Origin of the sequence: Mesorhizobium shangrilense (genome assembly GCF_040537815.1) — a bacterium.
Taxonomy (GTDB): domain Bacteria; phylum Pseudomonadota; class Alphaproteobacteria; order Rhizobiales; family Rhizobiaceae; genus Mesorhizobium; species Mesorhizobium shangrilense.
The window spans coordinates 1,615,450-1,631,938 of record NZ_JBEWSZ010000001.1 but is presented as its reverse complement, the minus strand read 5'-3'; the positions used below and the strand labels follow the sequence as shown (position 1 = coordinate 1,631,938).

Below are 16,489 nucleotides of genomic sequence, written 5' to 3'. Positions count from 1 at the left end.
TCCTCACGCGCCGTAGTTACGCATGGTCTGGCGGTTGGTCTTGACCGCGGCGGCCGGATCGGCGGCGGCGGCCTCGGATTCCTCTTCCAGCACCAGCCAGCCGTTGAAGCGTGGCGCAGCACTTGCGATATCGATCACCGTCTGGGTGTCGCAGATGCCCTTGCCCAGCATCGCCCATGTGCCGGTGGCATCGACGTCCTTCAGGTGCACATAGCGGATGCGGTCACGATAGGTGGTGAGCGTGTCCGCCATGTCGGCGTGGCCGCGCAGGATGTGGCCGGTGTCCGGCACCCAGCCGACGAGCGAGGGGTCGATCAGCGAGAAGATCCGGTCGTAGTCGGCGCGGTCGAACAGCAGCGTGTTGTGGTGGGAGCTGGGATGAACGGCGACATCGACGCCGGCCTTGCGCCCGAGCTCGCCGGCCTTGTTGTAGAATTCGGCCGCGATGGCGAACTTGTCGTTGCGCGGGCCATCGGACACGACCGTGGCCGAGCCGATCGAGACGAGCGCGCCAGGAAATGCGGACGCGAATTCGATCCAGCGCTGCGCGGCTTCGAGATCGGCGTCGATCCTGTCCTTCCGCGTGAAGCCGCTGCTGGAGCCGAAGGCGAAGGAGACGAGGGTGAGGCCGGACGACTTCAGCGCGGCGGCGAATTCCGAGGGTCTGTCGGCATAGCGGCCGATCATCGTGTCGGTGATCTCGATGCCGGCGTAGCCGCCACCGGCGATTGCCTTCAGGAGATCGTCGGGACCGCCGGCAAAGCGGTCTCCGAGCATCTCCCAGGTAAAGGTCTGGCAACCGACTTTCAGGTCTTTCTTGGTCATGCTTTCATTCCTTGATGCCGCCCTGCGTCAGCCCTTCGATGATGTGCCGCTGGAAGAAGAGCACCAGCACGATCAACGGAACGGTGACGACTGCCGAAGCTGCGGCGATATCGCCCCAGGGCACGTAGTAGAGGTTGGTGAAATTGGCGATGCCGACAGGAATCGTCTGGTGGTCGATGTTTGAGGTGAAGGCCAGCGCGAACAGGAATTCGTTCCAGGCGGTGATGAAGGCGAGCAGGCCGGTGGTCACCAGGCTGGGCAGCGACATCGGCAGGATGATGTGCCAGAGCAGGCCGGGAATGCTGACGCCGTCCATGCGCGCCGCCTCGTCGATCTCGCGCGGCAGCGTTTCGAAATAGCCGAACAGCACCCAGGTGACGAGCGGCAGCCCGAGCGCCAGATAGGTGATGATCAGCGCCGTGTAGGTGTCGAGCAGCCCAAGATTGCTCGCCACTAGATAGAGTGGCCCGACCAGTGCGATCTGCGGAAACATCGACACCGAGAGGATGACCATCAGGATGCCAAAGCGGCCCTTTATGTTGAGCCGCGACAGCGCGAAGGCCGCCAGCGATCCGACGAAGAGACAGAGGAACGTCGTGGCCAGCGAGACCACCAGCGAGTTCCAGACGTATCGGTGCAGCTGCTTCTCGACGAAGGCGTTGTAATAGTGTTCGAGCGTGAACGGCGAGGGGATCAGCGACGGCGAGCCCGAGGTCAGCGCCTTGTCGAGCTGGAACGACGTCGAGAACTGCCACAGGAACGGGCCGGCCGACCAGATCAGGATCAGCAGGGCGCCGAGATAGATGGCGATGCTTTGCAGAGGTGAGCGCGTGTCGTTCATTGCGCTCTCCTGATCTGCCTGACGAGATAGAGGCAGAATACCAGTGCGATAATGCCTTCGGTGACGAACATGGCTGTCGAAACCGCCGCGCCATAGCCAAACTGCAATGTCGAGAAGAGCACCTTGTAGGACAAGGTGGATAGCGTCTCGGTGGAGTCGGCGGGTCCGCCGCCGGTCAGCACATAGACAAGGTCGAATACGCGAAAGGCATCCAGCGCGCGAAACAGGCCGGCGATCAGCAATGTCGGCATCAGCAGCGGCAGGCGGATGTACCAGAAGGTGATCCACCCCTTGGCGCCATCCATGCGCGCCGCCTCGATCAGCGAATTGGGCACGGTCTGCAGGCCGGTCAGAAGCAGCAACGCCATGAATGGTGTGGTCTTCCAGACATCGGCGATGATGATGGTCGTCATCGCTGTTTGCGTTGAGCCATACCAATTGACGTTCTGCTCGATCAGCCCGGCGTGTAGCAGGATATAATTGATGATGCCGTTCTGGCCGTCGAACAGCCAGCCGAACATTTTTGAGGTGACGACAGTGGGCATTGCCCAGGGAACCAGCATCGCGGCGCGAACCAGGCCGCGTCCCTTGAAGGCCTCGCAAAGAATCAGCGCCATGCCGAGCCCGATCACGGTCTCCAATGTCGTCGACGCCAGGGTGAACCACATGGTGTGCCACCATGCATTCCAGAACTGCGCGTCGCCCCACAGCTGCACATAGTTGGCGAAGCCGGTGAAGTCCTGATCCTGCGTGATCAGCGAGGTGTTGGTGAGCGAGAGGTAAAGCCCGTTGACGATCGGATAGAAGGAGACCGACGCCAGCGACACGAATGCCGGCGTCAGCAGGAGCAGGGCCCAGAGGGCGCCCGGAAGCGCCTTGCCAAGCCTCCGCGGCCGGCCGGTGCCAGAAACATCAACCGCCGCGGACATGGGTTCAGCCGACAATCTTGTTGATCTGCGCGGCCAGCGCGTCCATCTCGGCCTGGACGTTGCCAGAGACCAGCGCCTTGGAGATACCCGACTGCAAGGCAAGCGTCACCTTGGCGTATTCGGGCGTGATCGGCCGCGCCGTGGCGCCGGTGAAGACCTTTTCCAGGCTTGCCATGAACGGCTGTTCCGTCTTGATCTTCTCGTCCTGGAACAGAGCGGGGCGTGTCGGCGCCAGGCCGAAGTTCAGAGCGATGCGATGCTGGGTCTCGCTTGACGACAGCCAGGTGAGCAACTCGATCGCGGCTTCACGATGCTTGGAGTTGGCGTTGACGCCGAGCTGATAGCCGCCGAGGCAGGCCGAGCTCTTGCCACCCGGGAACGAAGGCAGCGGCGCGACGCCAACCTTGTCGACGACCTGAGATGCCTTGGCATCCTGGGCGATCGGGTAGACGTAGGACCAGTTGCGCATGAACATCGCCTTGCCCGAGGTGAACGGTTGGCGCGACGGCTCTTCGTCCCAGGACAACACATCCTGCGGGCTGATCTTGGTCGTGGCAATGGTGTCGTGGAGGAACTGGATCGCTTCCACCGCGCCCTTCTGGTTGATCAGCGACGACTTGCCGTCGGGCGCGAGGATGGCACCGTTGTTGGAGGTGATGATCTCGACCGCGTCGCAGACCAGAACCTCGGCCTGCTTGCCCTGCCAGAGATAGCCAAAATCGATATCGCCGGCCTTCTGTGCGGCGGCGGCGATCGTGGCCATGTCCGCCCAGTTCTCCGGCACCTTGCCACCATGCTTCTCCAGCACGTCCTTGCGGTAATAGAACATGCCCGAATCCATGAACCAGGGCAGGGCGGTGAGCTTGCCGCCATAGGTGCAGGCGTTGAGGGTTCCCTCAAAGTAAGCGCTGCGCTTGTCGACCGGGAAGTATTCGTCGAGCGGCAGTGCCCAGCCGGCGGCGGCAAAGCCGGCGATCCAGATCACGTCCTGGCTGAACACGTCGGGCGTGCCGTTGCGGCGGGCCAACTGCTGGACAAGGCCCTGATACACCTCGGTGGAGGAGCTTGGTGGCGGGAGTTCGATGTTCTTGACGAGAATGCGATCCTGCGATTCGTTAAAGGCCTTGATCAGATCGCCAAAGGTCTCCTTGCCGAAGAAGGCAGCGCTCGCAAAACTGATTTCGGCGCGTGACTGGGCGCGAGCCTTGCGGACTCCCAGTCCTGTGCTCATGCCAAGTGTTGCCGCGCCCAAGAGGCCGGCGCTTCCAATGAGAAACTGCCTGCGGTCAGCAATCGTGACGTGAGCAGCAGGCTTCGAGCCGGAGACCGGCCCTTTTTTCATGTCAGTCATTTTCTCCTCCTTGGGCTGGCAGCCTCCCGATATTGTGTGCCAGCATGTTCGTATGTTCTATAAAAATTTTACGCGCGTCAACATTTAAAATGCTGTATAGCGGCTTTCGAACAAGGCCCGCTGCTGGCGCAAGGGCTCGGACAAGGCATCAGGACGTTTGGGAGGTAGAATAGAAATGCCCGCGAATTCAAAGGACAAGCTCGGCATCGGCGTCATCGGCTGCGGCAACATATCTATGACCTATCTGCGCAATGCGGCGCTCTTCGCCGGTGTGGAATTGCGGGCATGCGCCGACATTTCCACGGAACTGGCAGCCCTGCGCGCCAGCGAATATGGCATCCGTGCCGTCAGCGTGGATGCGCTTCTGGCTGATCCCGAGATCGACCTCGTCCTCAACCTCACCATACCGTCGGCGCATTTCGACGTTTCGGTTTCAGCGCTTTCCGCCGGAAAACACGTTTTCACCGAAAAGCCGCTGGCGACATCAGCCAGCGACGGACGCCGCCTTGTCGCCGAGGCCGCTGAGCGCGGTCTGCTGCTGGGTTCGGCCCCGGACACATTCCTTGGTGCCGCCGGCCGGCGCGCGCGCCGGCTTATGGAGGAGGGCGCCATCGGTCGGGCTGTCACCGGCACCGCCTTCATGATGGGGCGCGGCATGGAACATTGGCATCCCAATCCGCAATTCTATTACCAGCCTGGCGGCGGGCCGGTCTTCGACATGGGCCCTTACTATCTGACGATGCTCGTCAACCTGCTTGGGCCGGTGGCCCGCGTCATGGCGATGGCGACGCGCGGCCAGGAGGAGCGGCTGATCACCGCCGAAGGTCCGTTCAAGGACACCACCTTCAAGGTTGGCACGCCGACGAATATCCTGTCGCTGCTGGAATTCCGCTCCGGCGCCACCGTGACCTTCGGCGCGTCATGGGATGTCTTCAGGCACTCCAATCATCCGATCGAGCTTCATGGCACGGAAGGTTCGCTCAGACTGCCTGACCCCGATACGTTCGGCGGCACGATCTCGCTGTCGGAGCGTGGCGCTGACTGGGCTGATTTCCAGAGCGAGAGCGAGCTCTACGGCGCTCTGAACTGGCCCTACGCCGCGCCCGATCGCGCCAATTACCGGATGCTCGGCGTTGCCGATCTGGCGCGCGCGCTGAAGACTGGTAGAAAGCCGCGCGCGTCCGGCGATCTCGCCCTTCATGTGCTGGAGATCATGGAGGCCATTCTTGCCTCGGGCGAAAGCCGCGAATCGGTCGCCGTCAACGGAACGGTCGATCAGCCGCGGCTTCTCCAGGAAGACGAGGCGGCAAGCCTGCGTGCGTAAGCAGGAGCGGCTTTCCATGACGAAGTCCCCTTTATCCCTGCTCGACGCCGAGGCCCGGCATGTGCTCGACCTCGGCCGGCAGGCGCCCGCGCGGCCGTTCGAGGCCGGCACGCCGGAAGAGGCGCGCCGGGCCTATGAAGAGGGATTTCCCGAATTTCAGGGCGAGCGCGAACCGGTCGCCTCGCTTGTCGAGCGCACGATCGCGGGGCCCGGAGGGCCGTTGACGCTCAGGATCTACCACGGGCAGGGAGTGCCTTCGGCCCTAGCCCCGGCACTGCTCTATCTGCATGGCGGTGGCTGGGTCATCGGCAATCTCGATTCGCATGACGAGATTTGCCGCTGGTTTGCCAACATCGCCGGCTGCGTGGTGGTCTCTCCGGATTACCGGCTGGCGCCCGAACACAAATTCCCGGCCGCGATCGAGGATTGCCAGGCGTCGCTATCCTTCATGCGGATACATGCTGATGATCTCGGCATCGATGCTCTGCGGATCGCCGTCGCCGGCGACAGCGCCGGCGGCAATCTCGCCACGGTGCTGTGTCTTCTCTGCCGCGAAGAAAAGGCCGCGCCAACGGCGCAGTTGCTGTTTTATCCGAACACAGACGCTTCGCAGGAAGCCGGCAGTTATCACCGCTTTGCCGAGGGCTTCGGCCTGACGGCGTCGTCGATGGCCTGGTTTCGCGATCACTACATTCGCGATCTCTCTGATATCAGGGATTGGCGCGTTTCGCCGCTGAAGGCTGTCAGTCTTGCCGGCACGGCGCCGGCTTTTGTCGCGATCGCCGGTCACGACATCCTTGCCGATGAAGGCGAGGCTTATGCGAAACGTCTGGCGGCGGCCGAGGTGCCAATTATCGTCAGGCGCTGGCCCGGCCAGATCCACGGCTTCGTTTCGATGGGCCACCATGGCCCGGCGGCGCGCGAGGCAGTGAATGCGGCGGTTGCCGCATGGTGCGGCTTCGATCCGGCTTTCGGGCGTCAGGCCGACTGACGCATGACCAGTGTCGAGTCGAGATTGACCTTCGGCGAGACAGCCGCCCCATCCTCGTTCAGCAAGGCCAGCAGCGTTTCCACGCTGCGCCCGGCCATCGAGGCAAAATCCTGGGCCATGGTGGTCAGCGCCGGGCATGTGTAGCGGCTCAGCGGATGGTCGTCATGCGCCGCGACGCGCAGGTCACAATCGCTTTTGCGCCCGACCTTGAGGCCATGGGAGTAGGCGGCCGCCATCACGCCGAAAGCGAGACGGTCGTTGTTGCACAGAATGGTCTTGCCAGGCAGGCCGCCATTGCCGAGCATTTTCTCCATCTGTTCGTAGCCGATCCGCTCGAAGTCCCAGGTGTAGTCATCGGTGTTGCCGATGACGATGGGCTCCTGTCCGAGCCGCTTCATGGAGCTCATATAGCTGTTCAGCCGCTCCGGGGAATTGTGGTTGACGTGCGGAATATCGAAATAGATCGGCGCGTCGCCGGAGCGGCAGAGATAGTCGACGATGGTCGAGACGCTCTGGCTGTTGTTGTTGCCGACGAACGGCGTTCCGCCTTCGAGATAAGTGTCGAAATAGACGACCGGTATGGCCTGCGTCAGCTTCTCCAACGTCCGGTGATCCGAGCGCACACCGAGTGGCGCGATCAGGGCACCGGAAACCTTGAGCGACAGGATGGTTCGCGTCGCCTCGACTTCGAGTTCGCGCGAGCCATGCGAGGAGATCACGATCGGCCAGTAGCCTTCGTCGCGCAGCCTGAGTTCGATGCGGCTGACCATCTCCGAGTAGAAGGGGTCGACGACCGTCGGCACCATGATGCCGATGCTGCGGGTGCGCTTGCGGTTCAGGTTGCGGGCAAACAGATTGGGCTGGTAATCGGACGAGCGCAGCGCAACCTCGATCCGTTGCCTCGTGGCAGGCTTGATGGAGGTCGGATCATCGAAATATTTTGACAGCGTTGGCCGGGAGACGCCGCAGGAACGGGCAAACTCCTCCATCGTCTTGTGCGTCATCGGCATTCGATCCCTCGCATCATGGACATCCGTTTCCTGGCTGTCCCTTAGCGCTGCCCCGCCAGCTACATACGTCGCGCCAGCGCGCAACCGCAAGGCGAAATTTTACAGATAACTTTGTCACTTTTAATGCGTATCAGTAAATTATTACATACGTAAATTTATTAATTGACGCAGAAAATTGAAAGGCCGAACGTCAACATCGCCAGCGGGAGCGTCCGATAGTGCTGATTGCCGGCATCTCGTGCTTGACGCGCCAAGAAGGTTCGGGATGTCGGATCGAGCCTGCTTGACCTTCGCAACATCGTCGACTAGCTAGGTGGCCATACGCGGGTATGGTGAAATGGTATCACAAGAGCCTTCCAAGCTCCCGGTGCGGGTTCGATTCCCGCTACCCGCTCCAAAGTTTCACGCAAGGAATTCGTTTCGGTTCGACGCTGTTTGATCAGCATTCGACTGACGCTGGTGGTTGTGAAAATGGCGCGCTGAGCCTTCTGGCCCTCATGATTTTCCAGGCGGATTAGGCAGTTACGCGAACCGCTCGAATGCGCGAACCGCTCAAATGCGCGAACCGCTCAAGGGTTCGCGCATGACACAAGCACATCCACTCTTCGAAAGCCGAAACTTTCGATCAATAATAAGCAAATTCAACAGGTCAGGGCGCCTTTTGCATCTCGTAGGGGAGGCGCAGTCTCAGCTGTTGAACAGGGAAGCCACCTGATGCTGTGGCGGCACCTGTCCGCCCGGTGTCAGCTTGTCGACGACCCCTGGCAACGCAGCGGACAATTGCTTGAGCAGTTCCTGCTCGTCCATTCCGGTCCGCTGTGCGATTTCGCGAATGACTTGCGGGCCCAGCGCGCTGCCCAGGTCGTTGGGGTTGATCGGCTGGTTCTGTCCGGTGCCGACCCATGAGTCGGCGACATTGCCGTGACCGGCGTCCGTCAGCTTGCCGAGGAGACCGCCCAGCCCGCCAAGCAGGCCGCCGTCGGCGGATGTTGTTCCGGCCGGTTCGGGGCTTTGCGGCTGTGCCGGCTGTTCGGCGCTTCTGCCGCTCAGCATCTTTCCAACCATCAGCGCGCCGAGCGCGATCATCAGCGGTTTGGCGATATTGCCGCCGGGAACGGCGTTGTCAAAAAGTCCCATAGTGGATCCTCCATCTGAACCAAGCCCAGCCCATCGTCAACAATGGCGCATTCAGGCGGAATTTCAAGCTGGCTTGAGCTTTTGACAATCATGTGAAAATCTCTCGCCAGGGGGATCGGAGAGGAAAAAAAATGGGTATCATCAGCTGGATCATTCTCGGCATCGTCGCCGGTTTCATTGGCAGCAAGATCGTCAACAAGACAGGCCAGGGCATGATAATGGATATCGTGCTCGGCATCGTCGGCGCCATTGTCGGCGGCCTGATCTTCAGCGCTTTCGGTGCGTCGGGCGTTACTGGCCTCAACATCTACAGCTTGATTGTCGCGGTCGTGGGTGCGGTGGTTGTGCTCTGGGCCTACCACCAGTTCACCGGAAGCCGGACACTTTAGACGCAGGGCAGGTCCACCTCGGATATTCGACAGTCGCCGGCCGCATTCGTTTGGCCGGCAACTGAGCTATTGGCGACCAACACTCCATCCGCCGAACGGTAGCTAGGCGACGATGGTCAGTCGGCGCTTGCGCTGATCCAGCGTGACGATGGTCAGGCCGCTGCCGACAACCAGCAGGATGCCGCAGACCGCCAGCGCATTGGGGAATTGGCCAAACACCAACAGGCCCGAAATGACCGCCCAGACGGTGAAGCAGTAGTAGAACGGCGCCACCGCGCTCGTCGACCCGACGCGGTAGGCCATGAAGATGAAGAAGTGGCCGAAGATCAGGAAAAACCCGGCGCCGGCCATCAACAGCAGATGGCGCATCTCTGGCATGACCCTGCGCTCGGAAACCAGATGCGCGGCGCCCGCGCCAACCAGCATCACGACCACGGCAGAAATCGCCACGATCATCCCCGGGACTTCAGCGGGGACCCGCCTGCCGGCGAGATCGCGCGCGGCCGACAGCGCCGCGTTGCCCAGCGCCAGCAAGGCATACACCGAAATGCCCTCCATGGTCGGTTGCGCCACCATCAGCGCGCCGATGAAGCCGAGCCCGATCAGCGCCATGCGTTGCCCGCCGATCCGGTCGCCAAACAGGATAGAGGAGCCGACAAGCATCAACAGCGGCGTGATCTGGCCGAGCGCGGTGGAATCGGCGATCTGCATGTTGGCCAGCGCCACCACGTAGCAAAGGATCGCCGCCAGCTCGAGCAGGTTCCTGCGCAGCACGCGCTTGTCGAATATCAGCGGGATCTGTTTGCCGTAGCCCAGCAGGAACAAGAGCGGGAAGCCCCAGAGCGTTGCCGCCGCTCCGCGCAGAAACAAGACTTCGTAGGACGGCAGCCCTGCCGTGGCGAGCTTCATCATCGTGTCGTTGACTAGGTACGACCCGGTCGCAACGATCATGAACAGGGGGCCGCGAATGGTGCTCGGGATGGAATGCATCGCGCCAGAAAATCAGAGCCGGGCTGCTGCCGCAATGGGTCAAATATCGGTTGCGGGTCCTGCTGAAAGACTATCTGGGTAACCCCTTTGCAGCCGTTTGATTTCGGCGCGCGCGTTCCTATATCCGCATCACATCCCGAAATCGGATCCCAGGTTCAGGCCGAGTGAGACAGCGCCCCGCCAAAAGACGCTTGTGTTTTTTGGCCTTTGTCGCTAATCGCCCCGCATTCGACTGAACTGAAGGTCCAGGCCGTCCAAGGAAAGAGACTATGGCAAAAGGTAAATTCGAGCGTAATAAGCCTCATGTGAACATTGGCACGATTGGCCACGTCGATCATGGCAAGACGTCGCTGACGGCTGCGATCACCAAGTATTTTGGCGAGTACAAGCGCTATGACCAGATCGATGCGGCGCCCGAAGAGAAGGCCCGCGGCATCACCATCTCGACGGCGCATGTCGAATACGAGACGGCTGCCCGCCACTATGCCCACGTCGACTGCCCCGGCCACGCCGACTATGTGAAGAACATGATCACCGGTGCCGCGCAGATGGACGGCGCGATCCTGGTTGTGTCGGCCGCCGACGGCCCGATGCCGCAGACCCGCGAGCACATCCTGCTGGCCCGTCAGGTCGGCGTGCCGTCGATCGTGGTGTTCCTGAACAAGGTCGACCAGGTTGACGACGCCGAGCTGCTCGAACTGGTCGAGCTCGAGGTTCGCGAGCTTCTGTCGAAGAACGAGTTCCCCGGCGACGACATTCCGATCGTCAAGGGTTCGGCGCTTGCCGCGCTTGAGGATTCCAACAAGACGATCGGCGAGGACGCGATCCGCGAGCTGATGGCTGCGGTCGATGCCTACATCCCGACGCCGGTTCGTCCGCTCGACAAGCCGTTCCTGATGCCGATCGAAGACGTGTTCTCGATCTCGGGCCGCGGCACGGTTGTCACCGGTCGCGTCGAGCGCGGCATTGTCAAGGTTGGCGAGGAACTCGAGATCATCGGCATCCGCCCGACGACCAAGACGACCTGCACGGGCGTTGAAATGTTCCGCAAGCTGCTCGACCAGGGCCAGGCGGGCGACAACATCGGCGCGCTGCTGCGTGGCGTTGATCGTGAAGGCGTCGAGCGCGGCCAGGTTCTGGCCAAGCCCGGCACGGTGAAGCCGCACAAGAAGTTCGTGGCCGAAGCCTACATCCTGACCAAGGACGAAGGCGGCCGTCACACGCCGTTCTTCACCAACTACCGTCCGCAGTTCTATTTCCGCACGACGGACGTGACCGGCATCGTGTCGCTGCCGGAAGGCACCGAGATGGTGATGCCCGGCGACAACATCACGGTCGATGTCGAGCTGATCGTGCCGATCGCCATGGAAGAGAAGCTGCGCTTCGCTATCCGTGAAGGCGGCCGCACCGTCGGTGCCGGCATCGTCGTCACCATCAAGGAATAATCGCTTCCGGCATCGCCGGATCGAGAAGGAAAGGGCGGTCTTCGGACCGCCCTTTTTCGTTTCCAGGCTGGGAATAGCAAGCAGGGGCTATCTGTTCCGTCGCGGCCGACGCGCTGCGCGACGATTCTGACACCAAGATACCGGAACAATTCCCTCACGCAGAATTTTTCCCCGGCGCTGGTTGGTACAGCAGAAATCGATTCCGACCTTCGGGAGCCTGCGCTATTGTCGGTTGCACTGAGAGGGATCGGCGAGTGGCCCAGAGGCTCTGTTCGATGGTTCATTCACACCGGCTGCTGGGTCTGATCTCGGCGCTCTTTCTCATCTTTCACGCAAATGCGGCGTTCGCTGTAGCCAAGAAACCGGTTGGCCCCGAAGACAGTCCTCAAATGCGCTTTGTCGTCGTTCGCAGCAGCGCACCGGGCTGCGAGCCGACCTGTCCTGAATGGATATCGGCGGAAGGCACCATAAACGCCAACAGCCCCCAATTGCTGAAAAACCTCCTGAAAACCTTGGGTCGCCGAAGATTGCCGATCGTTATCGACTCGCCGGGCGGCGATGTGAGCGCGGCCATCGCGATGGGCCGCATGATCCGGCAGAACAGGCTTGATGCCGCCGTCGGAAGGACATGGTTCTTCGGTTGCCAACCCGACGCGAAAGACTGCAAGGCGAATGACGGCAAGGGGGCCCGCTATATCGGCATCCCTTATGAACTCGGCAGTTACTGTGCTTCCGCGTGCCCTTTGATGCTGGCCGGTGGCGTCAGGCGACTGGTTGGGCCGCAGCCCTATCTCGGTGTCCATCAGATCACGACCACCTTCGTGCGCACGAGATTGCTGTATCGCACGACATACCGAGTGGTGCGGGGCAAGAAGCGGATCATCGATACGAAGATCGTCAGCCGAAAGAATGCGGGCAGCTACAAGACCTATGAGATGGACGAGGCGCTCGAGAAAAAGCTGGCTGCCTATCTGACGGAGATGGGCGTAGGCGAGGGCGTCCTGCAGACGATCAAGAACACGCCGGCCAGCAGCATTCATCAGCTGGTGCCCGATAGCATGCTGCGCATGCATCTCGTGACCAGCCTGGACTCTGTCGATCTGCTGATCGGGGCTCCAGTCTGCAAGACCGTTCCAGCCGCGGCCAACTGCCGGGTGGTGACAGTGTCGGATCTCAAGGAGGACCATTGATCCAATGACCTTGTCGCGCCTTATGGCTGGTGCCGGTCGCTGGTCAGGCCTGGTCCTGTGGCTGTTGTTCTTGTGTCTGGGGAGACCGGCGCTCGCCGCCGGGTCCGATGGCCCAGACATATCGGCGATGCGCTTTGTCGTTGTTCGCAGCAGTGACGCGGGTTGCGAGCCGACATGTCCTGAGTGGATATCGGCCGAGGGCGACATCAAAGCCAACACGCCGCAGCTTCTGAAGAAGACGCTTCAGCAGCTTGACGGTCGTAAACTGCCGGTCGTGGTCTTCTCGTCCGGTGGCGACAGCGATGCCGCCATGATGCTTGGCCGGCTGATCCGGCGCAGCGCTCTCGGCGTCGTGGTCGGCAGGACCTGGTTCGATGGCTGCCGGCCGGAGGAACCGGATTGCAAGGCCAATGATGGCAAGGGCGCACGTTTCCTCGGCCGCGCCATTTCCGCTGGAGGCTATTGCGCATCCGAATGCACGTTGATGCTGGCTGGCGGCGTCAGGCGCCTTGTCGCCACGGATGCCATTGTCGGCGTCAGGCAAGCCGCGTCGTCGCGCAAGCTGTCGACCTATCTCAAGGAAATGGGCGTCGACAGCTCCTTGTCGGATGCGATGCAAAAGGCACCCGCCGGCGGCCTCGATCCTCTGTTTTCACAACAGATGTTGAAGATGAGCCTGATCACCGGCGCAGGCGGACCCGAGCTTTTAACCGCGGGCTCGGTCTGCGCGGCTGCCCCCGCCGCCGACAATTGCCGCGTGTTCACTGTGCTGGACCTCAAGCAATAGGCTCTGTCACTAGCCGTCCTGCCAGCTTGAGTGCGCAATGATGAAGGCGGATAGTCGCGGCCTCACGAGACGAGGCCCGACATGGACGAAAGCACCGGAAAGCCGAGCGTCCCGACGCTGTACGAATGGGCTGGCGGCGGCGAGGCGTTGACCCGCCTGACGGAAACATTCTACGACAAGGTGCTTCGCGACCCGATTGTCGGGCCGGTGTTCAGGCATATGGCGCCGGATCATCCTGCGCACGTCGCGGCCTTTATCGGAGAGGTCTTTGGCGGCCCGAAGACCTACAGCGAAAAGCACGGCGGCCACCGCGAGATGGTCATGCATCACCTGGGCAAGCATCTGACCGAGGAGCAGCGCCGCCGTTGGATCAATCTGCTGATCGATGCCGCCGACTCGGTTGGTTTGCCGGACGATCCGGAATTTCGCTCGGCCTTCACAGCCTATATCGAATGGGGATCGCGGCTTGCAAAGATGAATTCCAATCTCGGCGAAACCTGTGATCCGACCACGGAGCCGATGCCGGCTTGGGGGTGGGGGGTGCCTGGCGGCCCGTACCGGCCGGCGAGCGGTAGATGATGGGCCTTGGTGTATTTCAAAGCCCATCTGCTTTTCCCCCGGTCATCGCTGCAGAGTACTCTTTACAGAACACGCGGAAGCTTTTAGGAAGCGCCTGCCGCATTGATGCGCGGCGTGATACGGGCATAGCTCAGTTGGTAGAGCGGCGGTCTCCAAAACCGCAGGTCGTAGGTTCGAGCCCTGCTGCCCGTGCCATTTTTCGAAATGGCCAATTCACGAAAATACGACTCTCCCGCGGCCGACCGTTGAAAATCGGCGACCCGCTTGCCATATTAGGCCGACTGAGGCATAACAGCCTGATAGCCGGGACGGGACGACTGGATGGTTCCGAGGCGGCGTTTGGTCATAAAGCGGACACTTGCCACTTGCGTGGATCAAGAATCGGTTTTATGTAGACGAAACAGACACGCGACGCGTGGAGCTGGGAAGCCGGCTTTACGCGTCTGATTTGCATGGGCGGAATGGTTGCGCTGATTCGGCGTAAGCGCAAGTCCAGGCGGCACGTCCCGGCCAGCGGGATCATCCAGGAGATCCGGCCAACGGATCTTGAAGACAGAGCGGCATATGGCGTCGAAAACCACAAATCCTTTCGTCTTTCTCCAGCAGGTCCGCGCGGAGACCGCCAAGGTGACTTGGCCGTCGCGGCGCGAGACGATGATCTCGACGGTGATGGTTCTGGCCTTCGCTGTGATTGCGATGATCTTTTTCTTCACCGCCGATCAGCTCATGGGCCTTGCGGTCGAACAGATTCTGGGCATCGGACGCTAAGTCCGGCGATTACGGAGAAGTCTTGAAATGACCGCGCGCTGGTACATCGTCCACGCCTATTCGAACTTTGAAAAAAAGGTCGCCGAAGACATCATCAACAAGGCCAAGCAGAAGGGCCTGTCCGCTGACATCGAGCAGATCGTCGTGCCGACCGAAAAGGTGGTCGAGGTTCGTCGTGGCCGCAAGGTCGATGCGGAGCGCAAGTTCTTCCCGGGCTACGTGATGCTGAAGGCAAACCTGACCGATGCGGTTTTCTCGCTCGTCAAGAATACGCCGAAAGTCACCGGTTTCCTGGGCGACTCGAAACCCGTGCCGATCACGGAAGCCGAGGCGCAACGCATCCTGAACCAGGTGCAGGAAGGCGTCGAGCGGCCGAAGCCTTCGGTCACGTTCGAGATTGGCGAGGCGATCCGCGTTTCGGATGGTCCTTTCGCGTCGTTCAACGGCTTCGTCCAGGAAGTGGACGAGGAGCGTGCGCGGCTCAAGGTGGAAGTTTCGATCTTCGGGCGCGCCGTGCCCGTCGATCTGGAATTCGGACAGGTCGAAAAAGGCTGATCCGGAATCCTTGGCGCCCATCGGGCGATCAGGGGAGGCGGCGCGGAAACGCGTGGCCTTGAGAACGGTGGGAGACGAGTGCGGCTTTAGCCGGCCGCACGGATCGAACCACCAGACTGCAACCGCCGGCGATGCCGGCATGAGAAGAGGCAGGAAAAGAGATGGCTAAGAAAATTGCAGGCCAGCTCAAGCTCCAGGTTAAAGCGGGATCGGCAACGCCGTCTCCGCCGATCGGCCCGGCGCTTGGTCAGCGTGGCATCAACATCATGGAATTCTGCAAGGCGTTCAACGCGCAGACCCAGGAAATGGAAAAGGGATCGCCGGTCCCCGTCGTCATCACCTACTATCAGGACAAGTCGTTCACCTTCGTCATGAAGACGGCTCCGGTGAGCTACTTCCTCAAGAAGGCGGCTAACCTGACGGCTGGTTCCAAGGAGCCGGGCAAGGTCAAGGCTGGCACTGTTTCGCGCGACAAGGTCCGCGAGATCGCCACCGCCAAGATGAAGGATCTGAACGCAAACGACGTCGAGGCGGCCATGCGCATGGTCGAGGGCTCCGCCCGCTCGATGGGTCTGGAAGTGGTGGGCTAAGATCATGGCAAAGATTGCAAAGCGTGTATCGAAGACCCGCGAAGGCATTGATCCCAACAAGGCTTATGCCCTGGGTGATGCGCTGAAGCTGCTCAAGGATCGTTCGTCGGTGAAGTTCGACGAGACCATTGAAGTCGCGATGAACCTCGGCGTCGACCCGCGTCATGCCGATCAGATGGTTCGCGGCGTGGTCAATCTGCCGAACGGCACTGGCCGCACCGTCCGCGTCGCCGTGTTCGCACGCGGTGACAAGGCCGAGGAAGCCAAGGCCGCGGGTGCCGACATCGTTGGCGCCGAGGATCTGGTCGACATCGTCCAGAAGGGCACGATCGACTTCGATCGCTGCATCGCCACGCCGGACATGATGCCGCTCGTCGGCCGTCTGGGCAAGGTGCTCGGCCCGCGCGGCATGATGCCGAACCCGAAGGTCGGCACCGTGACCACCGACGTCGCCGCCGCCGTCAAGGCGTCCAAGGGCGGCGCTGTCGAGTTCCGCGTCGAGAAGGCGGGCATCGTGCACGCCGGCGTCGGCAAGGTCTCGTTCGACGTCAAGGCTCTGGAAGAAAACGTCCGCGCCTTCGCCGATGCCGTGACCAAGGCGAAGCCGGCTGGCGCCAAGGGTAACTACGTCAAGAAGGTGTCGGTCACCTCGACGATGGGCCCGGGCCTCAAGCTCGACGTTTCGACGCTCACCGCGTCCTGATGCGATCAATCTGGATCGGCCCGCGACAGGGCTGATCCGCGAAGAATTCCGGGCCTCTGATTTGTTTCGGAGGTCCGGTGCCGGA

General features: G+C 61.5%; 18 protein-coding genes and 2 tRNA genes. 13 read left to right on the top strand and 7 right to left on the bottom strand.

Annotation, left to right across the window (positions count from 1 at the left end):
- Positions 1-3: 3 nt before the first annotated feature.
- From ABVQ20_RS08225 to ABVQ20_RS08210, 4 genes are read right to left on the bottom strand one after another with little or no spacing between them, the layout of a single operon-like run.
- Positions 4-825, bottom strand: coding sequence for a sugar phosphate isomerase/epimerase family protein (locus ABVQ20_RS08225; RefSeq protein WP_354459015.1), 822 nt, complete (start codon positions 823-825; stop codon positions 4-6).
- A 4-nt stretch (positions 826-829) separates the two neighbouring features.
- A complete protein-coding gene (locus ABVQ20_RS08220; protein ID WP_354459014.1) occupies positions 830-1,666 on the bottom strand; it encodes a carbohydrate ABC transporter permease in 837 nt (278 codons plus the stop codon).
- The gene (locus tag ABVQ20_RS08215; protein ID WP_354459013.1) at positions 1,663-2,595 is read right to left on the bottom strand and encodes a carbohydrate ABC transporter permease; all 933 of its coding nucleotides are present in this window, start codon (positions 2,593-2,595) and stop codon (positions 1,663-1,665) included. The genes ABVQ20_RS08220 and ABVQ20_RS08215 overlap by 4 nt, the downstream gene beginning before the upstream one ends.
- A 4-nt stretch (positions 2,596-2,599) precedes the next feature.
- Positions 2,600-3,946, bottom strand: coding sequence for an ABC transporter substrate-binding protein (locus tag ABVQ20_RS08210; protein WP_354459012.1), 1,347 nt, complete (start codon positions 3,944-3,946; stop codon positions 2,600-2,602).
- A gap of 175 nt (positions 3,947-4,121) precedes the next feature.
- Between ABVQ20_RS08210 and ABVQ20_RS08205 the strand changes: the two genes are divergently transcribed.
- Entirely contained in the window at positions 4,122-5,270 is a 1,149-nt protein-coding gene (locus ABVQ20_RS08205; RefSeq protein WP_354459011.1) for a Gfo/Idh/MocA family protein, read from the top strand.
- Positions 5,271-5,286: 16 nt separating this feature from the next.
- On the top strand, positions 5,287-6,261 hold the full coding sequence (locus ABVQ20_RS08200) for an alpha/beta hydrolase (protein ID WP_354459010.1): 975 nt from the start codon (positions 5,287-5,289) through the stop codon (positions 6,259-6,261).
- Here the strand turns inward: ABVQ20_RS08200 and ABVQ20_RS08195 are convergent.
- Entirely contained in the window at positions 6,249-7,271 is a 1,023-nt protein-coding gene (locus ABVQ20_RS08195) for a LacI family DNA-binding transcriptional regulator (protein ID WP_354459009.1), read from the bottom strand. The genes ABVQ20_RS08200 and ABVQ20_RS08195 overlap by 13 nt on opposite strands.
- A gap of 323 nt (positions 7,272-7,594) precedes the next feature.
- Between ABVQ20_RS08195 and ABVQ20_RS08190 the strand changes: the two genes are divergently transcribed.
- Positions 7,595-7,668: transfer RNA gene (locus ABVQ20_RS08190), tRNA-Gly, on the top strand.
- Positions 7,669-7,958: 290 nt separating this feature from the next.
- On the opposite strand, the gene ABVQ20_RS08185 is transcribed toward ABVQ20_RS08190, so the two are convergent.
- A complete protein-coding gene (locus ABVQ20_RS08185; protein WP_354459008.1) occupies positions 7,959-8,408 on the bottom strand; it encodes a YidB family protein in 450 nt (149 codons plus the stop codon).
- Positions 8,409-8,539: 131 nt separating this feature from the next.
- On the opposite strand from ABVQ20_RS08185, the gene ABVQ20_RS08180 reads away from it, so the two are divergent.
- Positions 8,540-8,797, top strand: coding sequence for a GlsB/YeaQ/YmgE family stress response membrane protein (locus ABVQ20_RS08180; RefSeq protein WP_354459007.1), 258 nt, complete (start codon positions 8,540-8,542; stop codon positions 8,795-8,797).
- Positions 8,798-8,899: 102 nt separating this feature from the next.
- Here ABVQ20_RS08180 and ABVQ20_RS08175 read toward each other — a convergent pair whose 3' ends face one another.
- Entirely contained in the window at positions 8,900-9,787 is an 888-nt protein-coding gene (locus ABVQ20_RS08175; RefSeq protein WP_354459006.1) for a DMT family transporter, read from the bottom strand.
- Between the two features lie 269 nt (positions 9,788-10,056).
- On the opposite strand from ABVQ20_RS08175, the gene tuf reads away from it, so the two are divergent.
- The 9 genes from tuf to rplA all read left to right on the top strand — a co-directional run bounded on the left by tuf (position 10,057) and on the right by rplA (position 16,404).
- Positions 10,057-11,232: an elongation factor Tu gene (gene tuf, locus ABVQ20_RS08170; RefSeq protein ID WP_023723394.1), complete on the top strand. Its 1,176-nt coding sequence runs from the start codon at positions 10,057-10,059 to the stop codon at positions 11,230-11,232.
- Between the two features lie 275 nt (positions 11,233-11,507).
- The gene (locus tag ABVQ20_RS08165) at positions 11,508-12,422 is read left to right on the top strand and encodes a COG3904 family protein (RefSeq protein ID WP_354459005.1); all 915 of its coding nucleotides are present in this window, start codon (positions 11,508-11,510) and stop codon (positions 12,420-12,422) included.
- Positions 12,423-12,426: 4 nt separating this feature from the next.
- Positions 12,427-13,209, top strand: coding sequence for a hypothetical protein (locus ABVQ20_RS08160; protein ID WP_354459004.1), 783 nt, complete (start codon positions 12,427-12,429; stop codon positions 13,207-13,209).
- Positions 13,210-13,290: 81 nt separating this feature from the next.
- Positions 13,291-13,788: a group II truncated hemoglobin gene (locus ABVQ20_RS08155; RefSeq protein WP_354459003.1), complete on the top strand. Its 498-nt coding sequence runs from the start codon at positions 13,291-13,293 to the stop codon at positions 13,786-13,788.
- Positions 13,789-13,907: 119 nt separating this feature from the next.
- Positions 13,908-13,983: transfer RNA gene (locus tag ABVQ20_RS08150), tRNA-Trp, on the top strand.
- 369 nt (positions 13,984-14,352) lie between these two features.
- Positions 14,353-14,556 carry a preprotein translocase subunit SecE gene (secE, locus tag ABVQ20_RS08145; RefSeq protein ID WP_013531408.1) on the top strand — a complete coding sequence of 68 codons (204 nt, stop codon included), beginning with the start codon at positions 14,353-14,355 and terminating at the stop codon, positions 14,554-14,556.
- A gap of 27 nt (positions 14,557-14,583) precedes the next feature.
- The gene (gene nusG / locus ABVQ20_RS08140) at positions 14,584-15,111 is read left to right on the top strand and encodes a transcription termination/antitermination protein NusG (protein WP_227347694.1); all 528 of its coding nucleotides are present in this window, start codon (positions 14,584-14,586) and stop codon (positions 15,109-15,111) included.
- A 161-nt stretch (positions 15,112-15,272) separates the two neighbouring features.
- Positions 15,273-15,701 (top strand): 50S ribosomal protein L11, encoded by a 429-nt coding sequence (gene rplK, locus ABVQ20_RS08135; protein WP_027055614.1) that lies wholly within the window; start codon positions 15,273-15,275, stop codon positions 15,699-15,701.
- Between the two features lie 4 nt (positions 15,702-15,705).
- Positions 15,706-16,404, top strand: coding sequence for a 50S ribosomal protein L1 (rplA, locus tag ABVQ20_RS08130; RefSeq protein WP_227347692.1), 699 nt, complete (start codon positions 15,706-15,708; stop codon positions 16,402-16,404).
- Positions 16,405-16,489: the final 85 nt, after the last annotated feature.

Excerpts from the sequence above, each read along its gene's own strand:
- nusG (WP_227347694.1), top strand. The coding sequence starts at position 14,584 with ATGACCGCGCGCTGGTACATCGTCCACGCCTATTCGAACTTTGAAAAA.
- ABVQ20_RS08195 (WP_354459009.1), bottom strand. The coding sequence starts at position 7,271 with ATGCCGATGACGCACAAGACGATGGAGGAGTTTGCCCGTTCCTGCGGC.
- ABVQ20_RS08175 (WP_354459006.1), bottom strand. The coding sequence starts at position 9,787 with ATGCATTCCATCCCGAGCACCATTCGCGGCCCCCTGTTCATGATCGTT.
- ABVQ20_RS08165 (WP_354459005.1), top strand. The coding sequence starts at position 11,508 with ATGGTTCATTCACACCGGCTGCTGGGTCTGATCTCGGCGCTCTTTCTC.
- tuf (WP_023723394.1), top strand. The coding sequence starts at position 10,057 with ATGGCAAAAGGTAAATTCGAGCGTAATAAGCCTCATGTGAACATTGGC.
- ABVQ20_RS08225 (WP_354459015.1), bottom strand. The coding sequence starts at position 825 with ATGACCAAGAAAGACCTGAAAGTCGGTTGCCAGACCTTTACCTGGGAG.
- ABVQ20_RS08200 (WP_354459010.1), top strand. The coding sequence starts at position 5,287 with ATGACGAAGTCCCCTTTATCCCTGCTCGACGCCGAGGCCCGGCATGTG.
- rplK (WP_027055614.1), top strand. The coding sequence starts at position 15,273 with ATGGCTAAGAAAATTGCAGGCCAGCTCAAGCTCCAGGTTAAAGCGGGA.
- ABVQ20_RS08155 (WP_354459003.1), top strand. The coding sequence starts at position 13,291 with ATGGACGAAAGCACCGGAAAGCCGAGCGTCCCGACGCTGTACGAATGG.
- ABVQ20_RS08220 (WP_354459014.1), bottom strand. The coding sequence starts at position 1,666 with ATGAACGACACGCGCTCACCTCTGCAAAGCATCGCCATCTATCTCGGC.
- ABVQ20_RS08180 (WP_354459007.1), top strand. The coding sequence starts at position 8,540 with ATGGGTATCATCAGCTGGATCATTCTCGGCATCGTCGCCGGTTTCATT.
- secE (WP_013531408.1), top strand. The coding sequence starts at position 14,353 with ATGGCGTCGAAAACCACAAATCCTTTCGTCTTTCTCCAGCAGGTCCGC.
- rplA (WP_227347692.1), top strand. The coding sequence starts at position 15,706 with ATGGCAAAGATTGCAAAGCGTGTATCGAAGACCCGCGAAGGCATTGAT.
- ABVQ20_RS08160 (WP_354459004.1), top strand. The coding sequence starts at position 12,427 with ATGACCTTGTCGCGCCTTATGGCTGGTGCCGGTCGCTGGTCAGGCCTG.
- ABVQ20_RS08215 (WP_354459013.1), bottom strand. The coding sequence starts at position 2,595 with ATGTCCGCGGCGGTTGATGTTTCTGGCACCGGCCGGCCGCGGAGGCTT.
- ABVQ20_RS08205 (WP_354459011.1), top strand. The coding sequence starts at position 4,122 with ATGCCCGCGAATTCAAAGGACAAGCTCGGCATCGGCGTCATCGGCTGC.
- ABVQ20_RS08185 (WP_354459008.1), bottom strand. The coding sequence starts at position 8,408 with ATGGGACTTTTTGACAACGCCGTTCCCGGCGGCAATATCGCCAAACCG.
- ABVQ20_RS08210 (WP_354459012.1), bottom strand. The coding sequence starts at position 3,946 with ATGACTGACATGAAAAAAGGGCCGGTCTCCGGCTCGAAGCCTGCTGCT.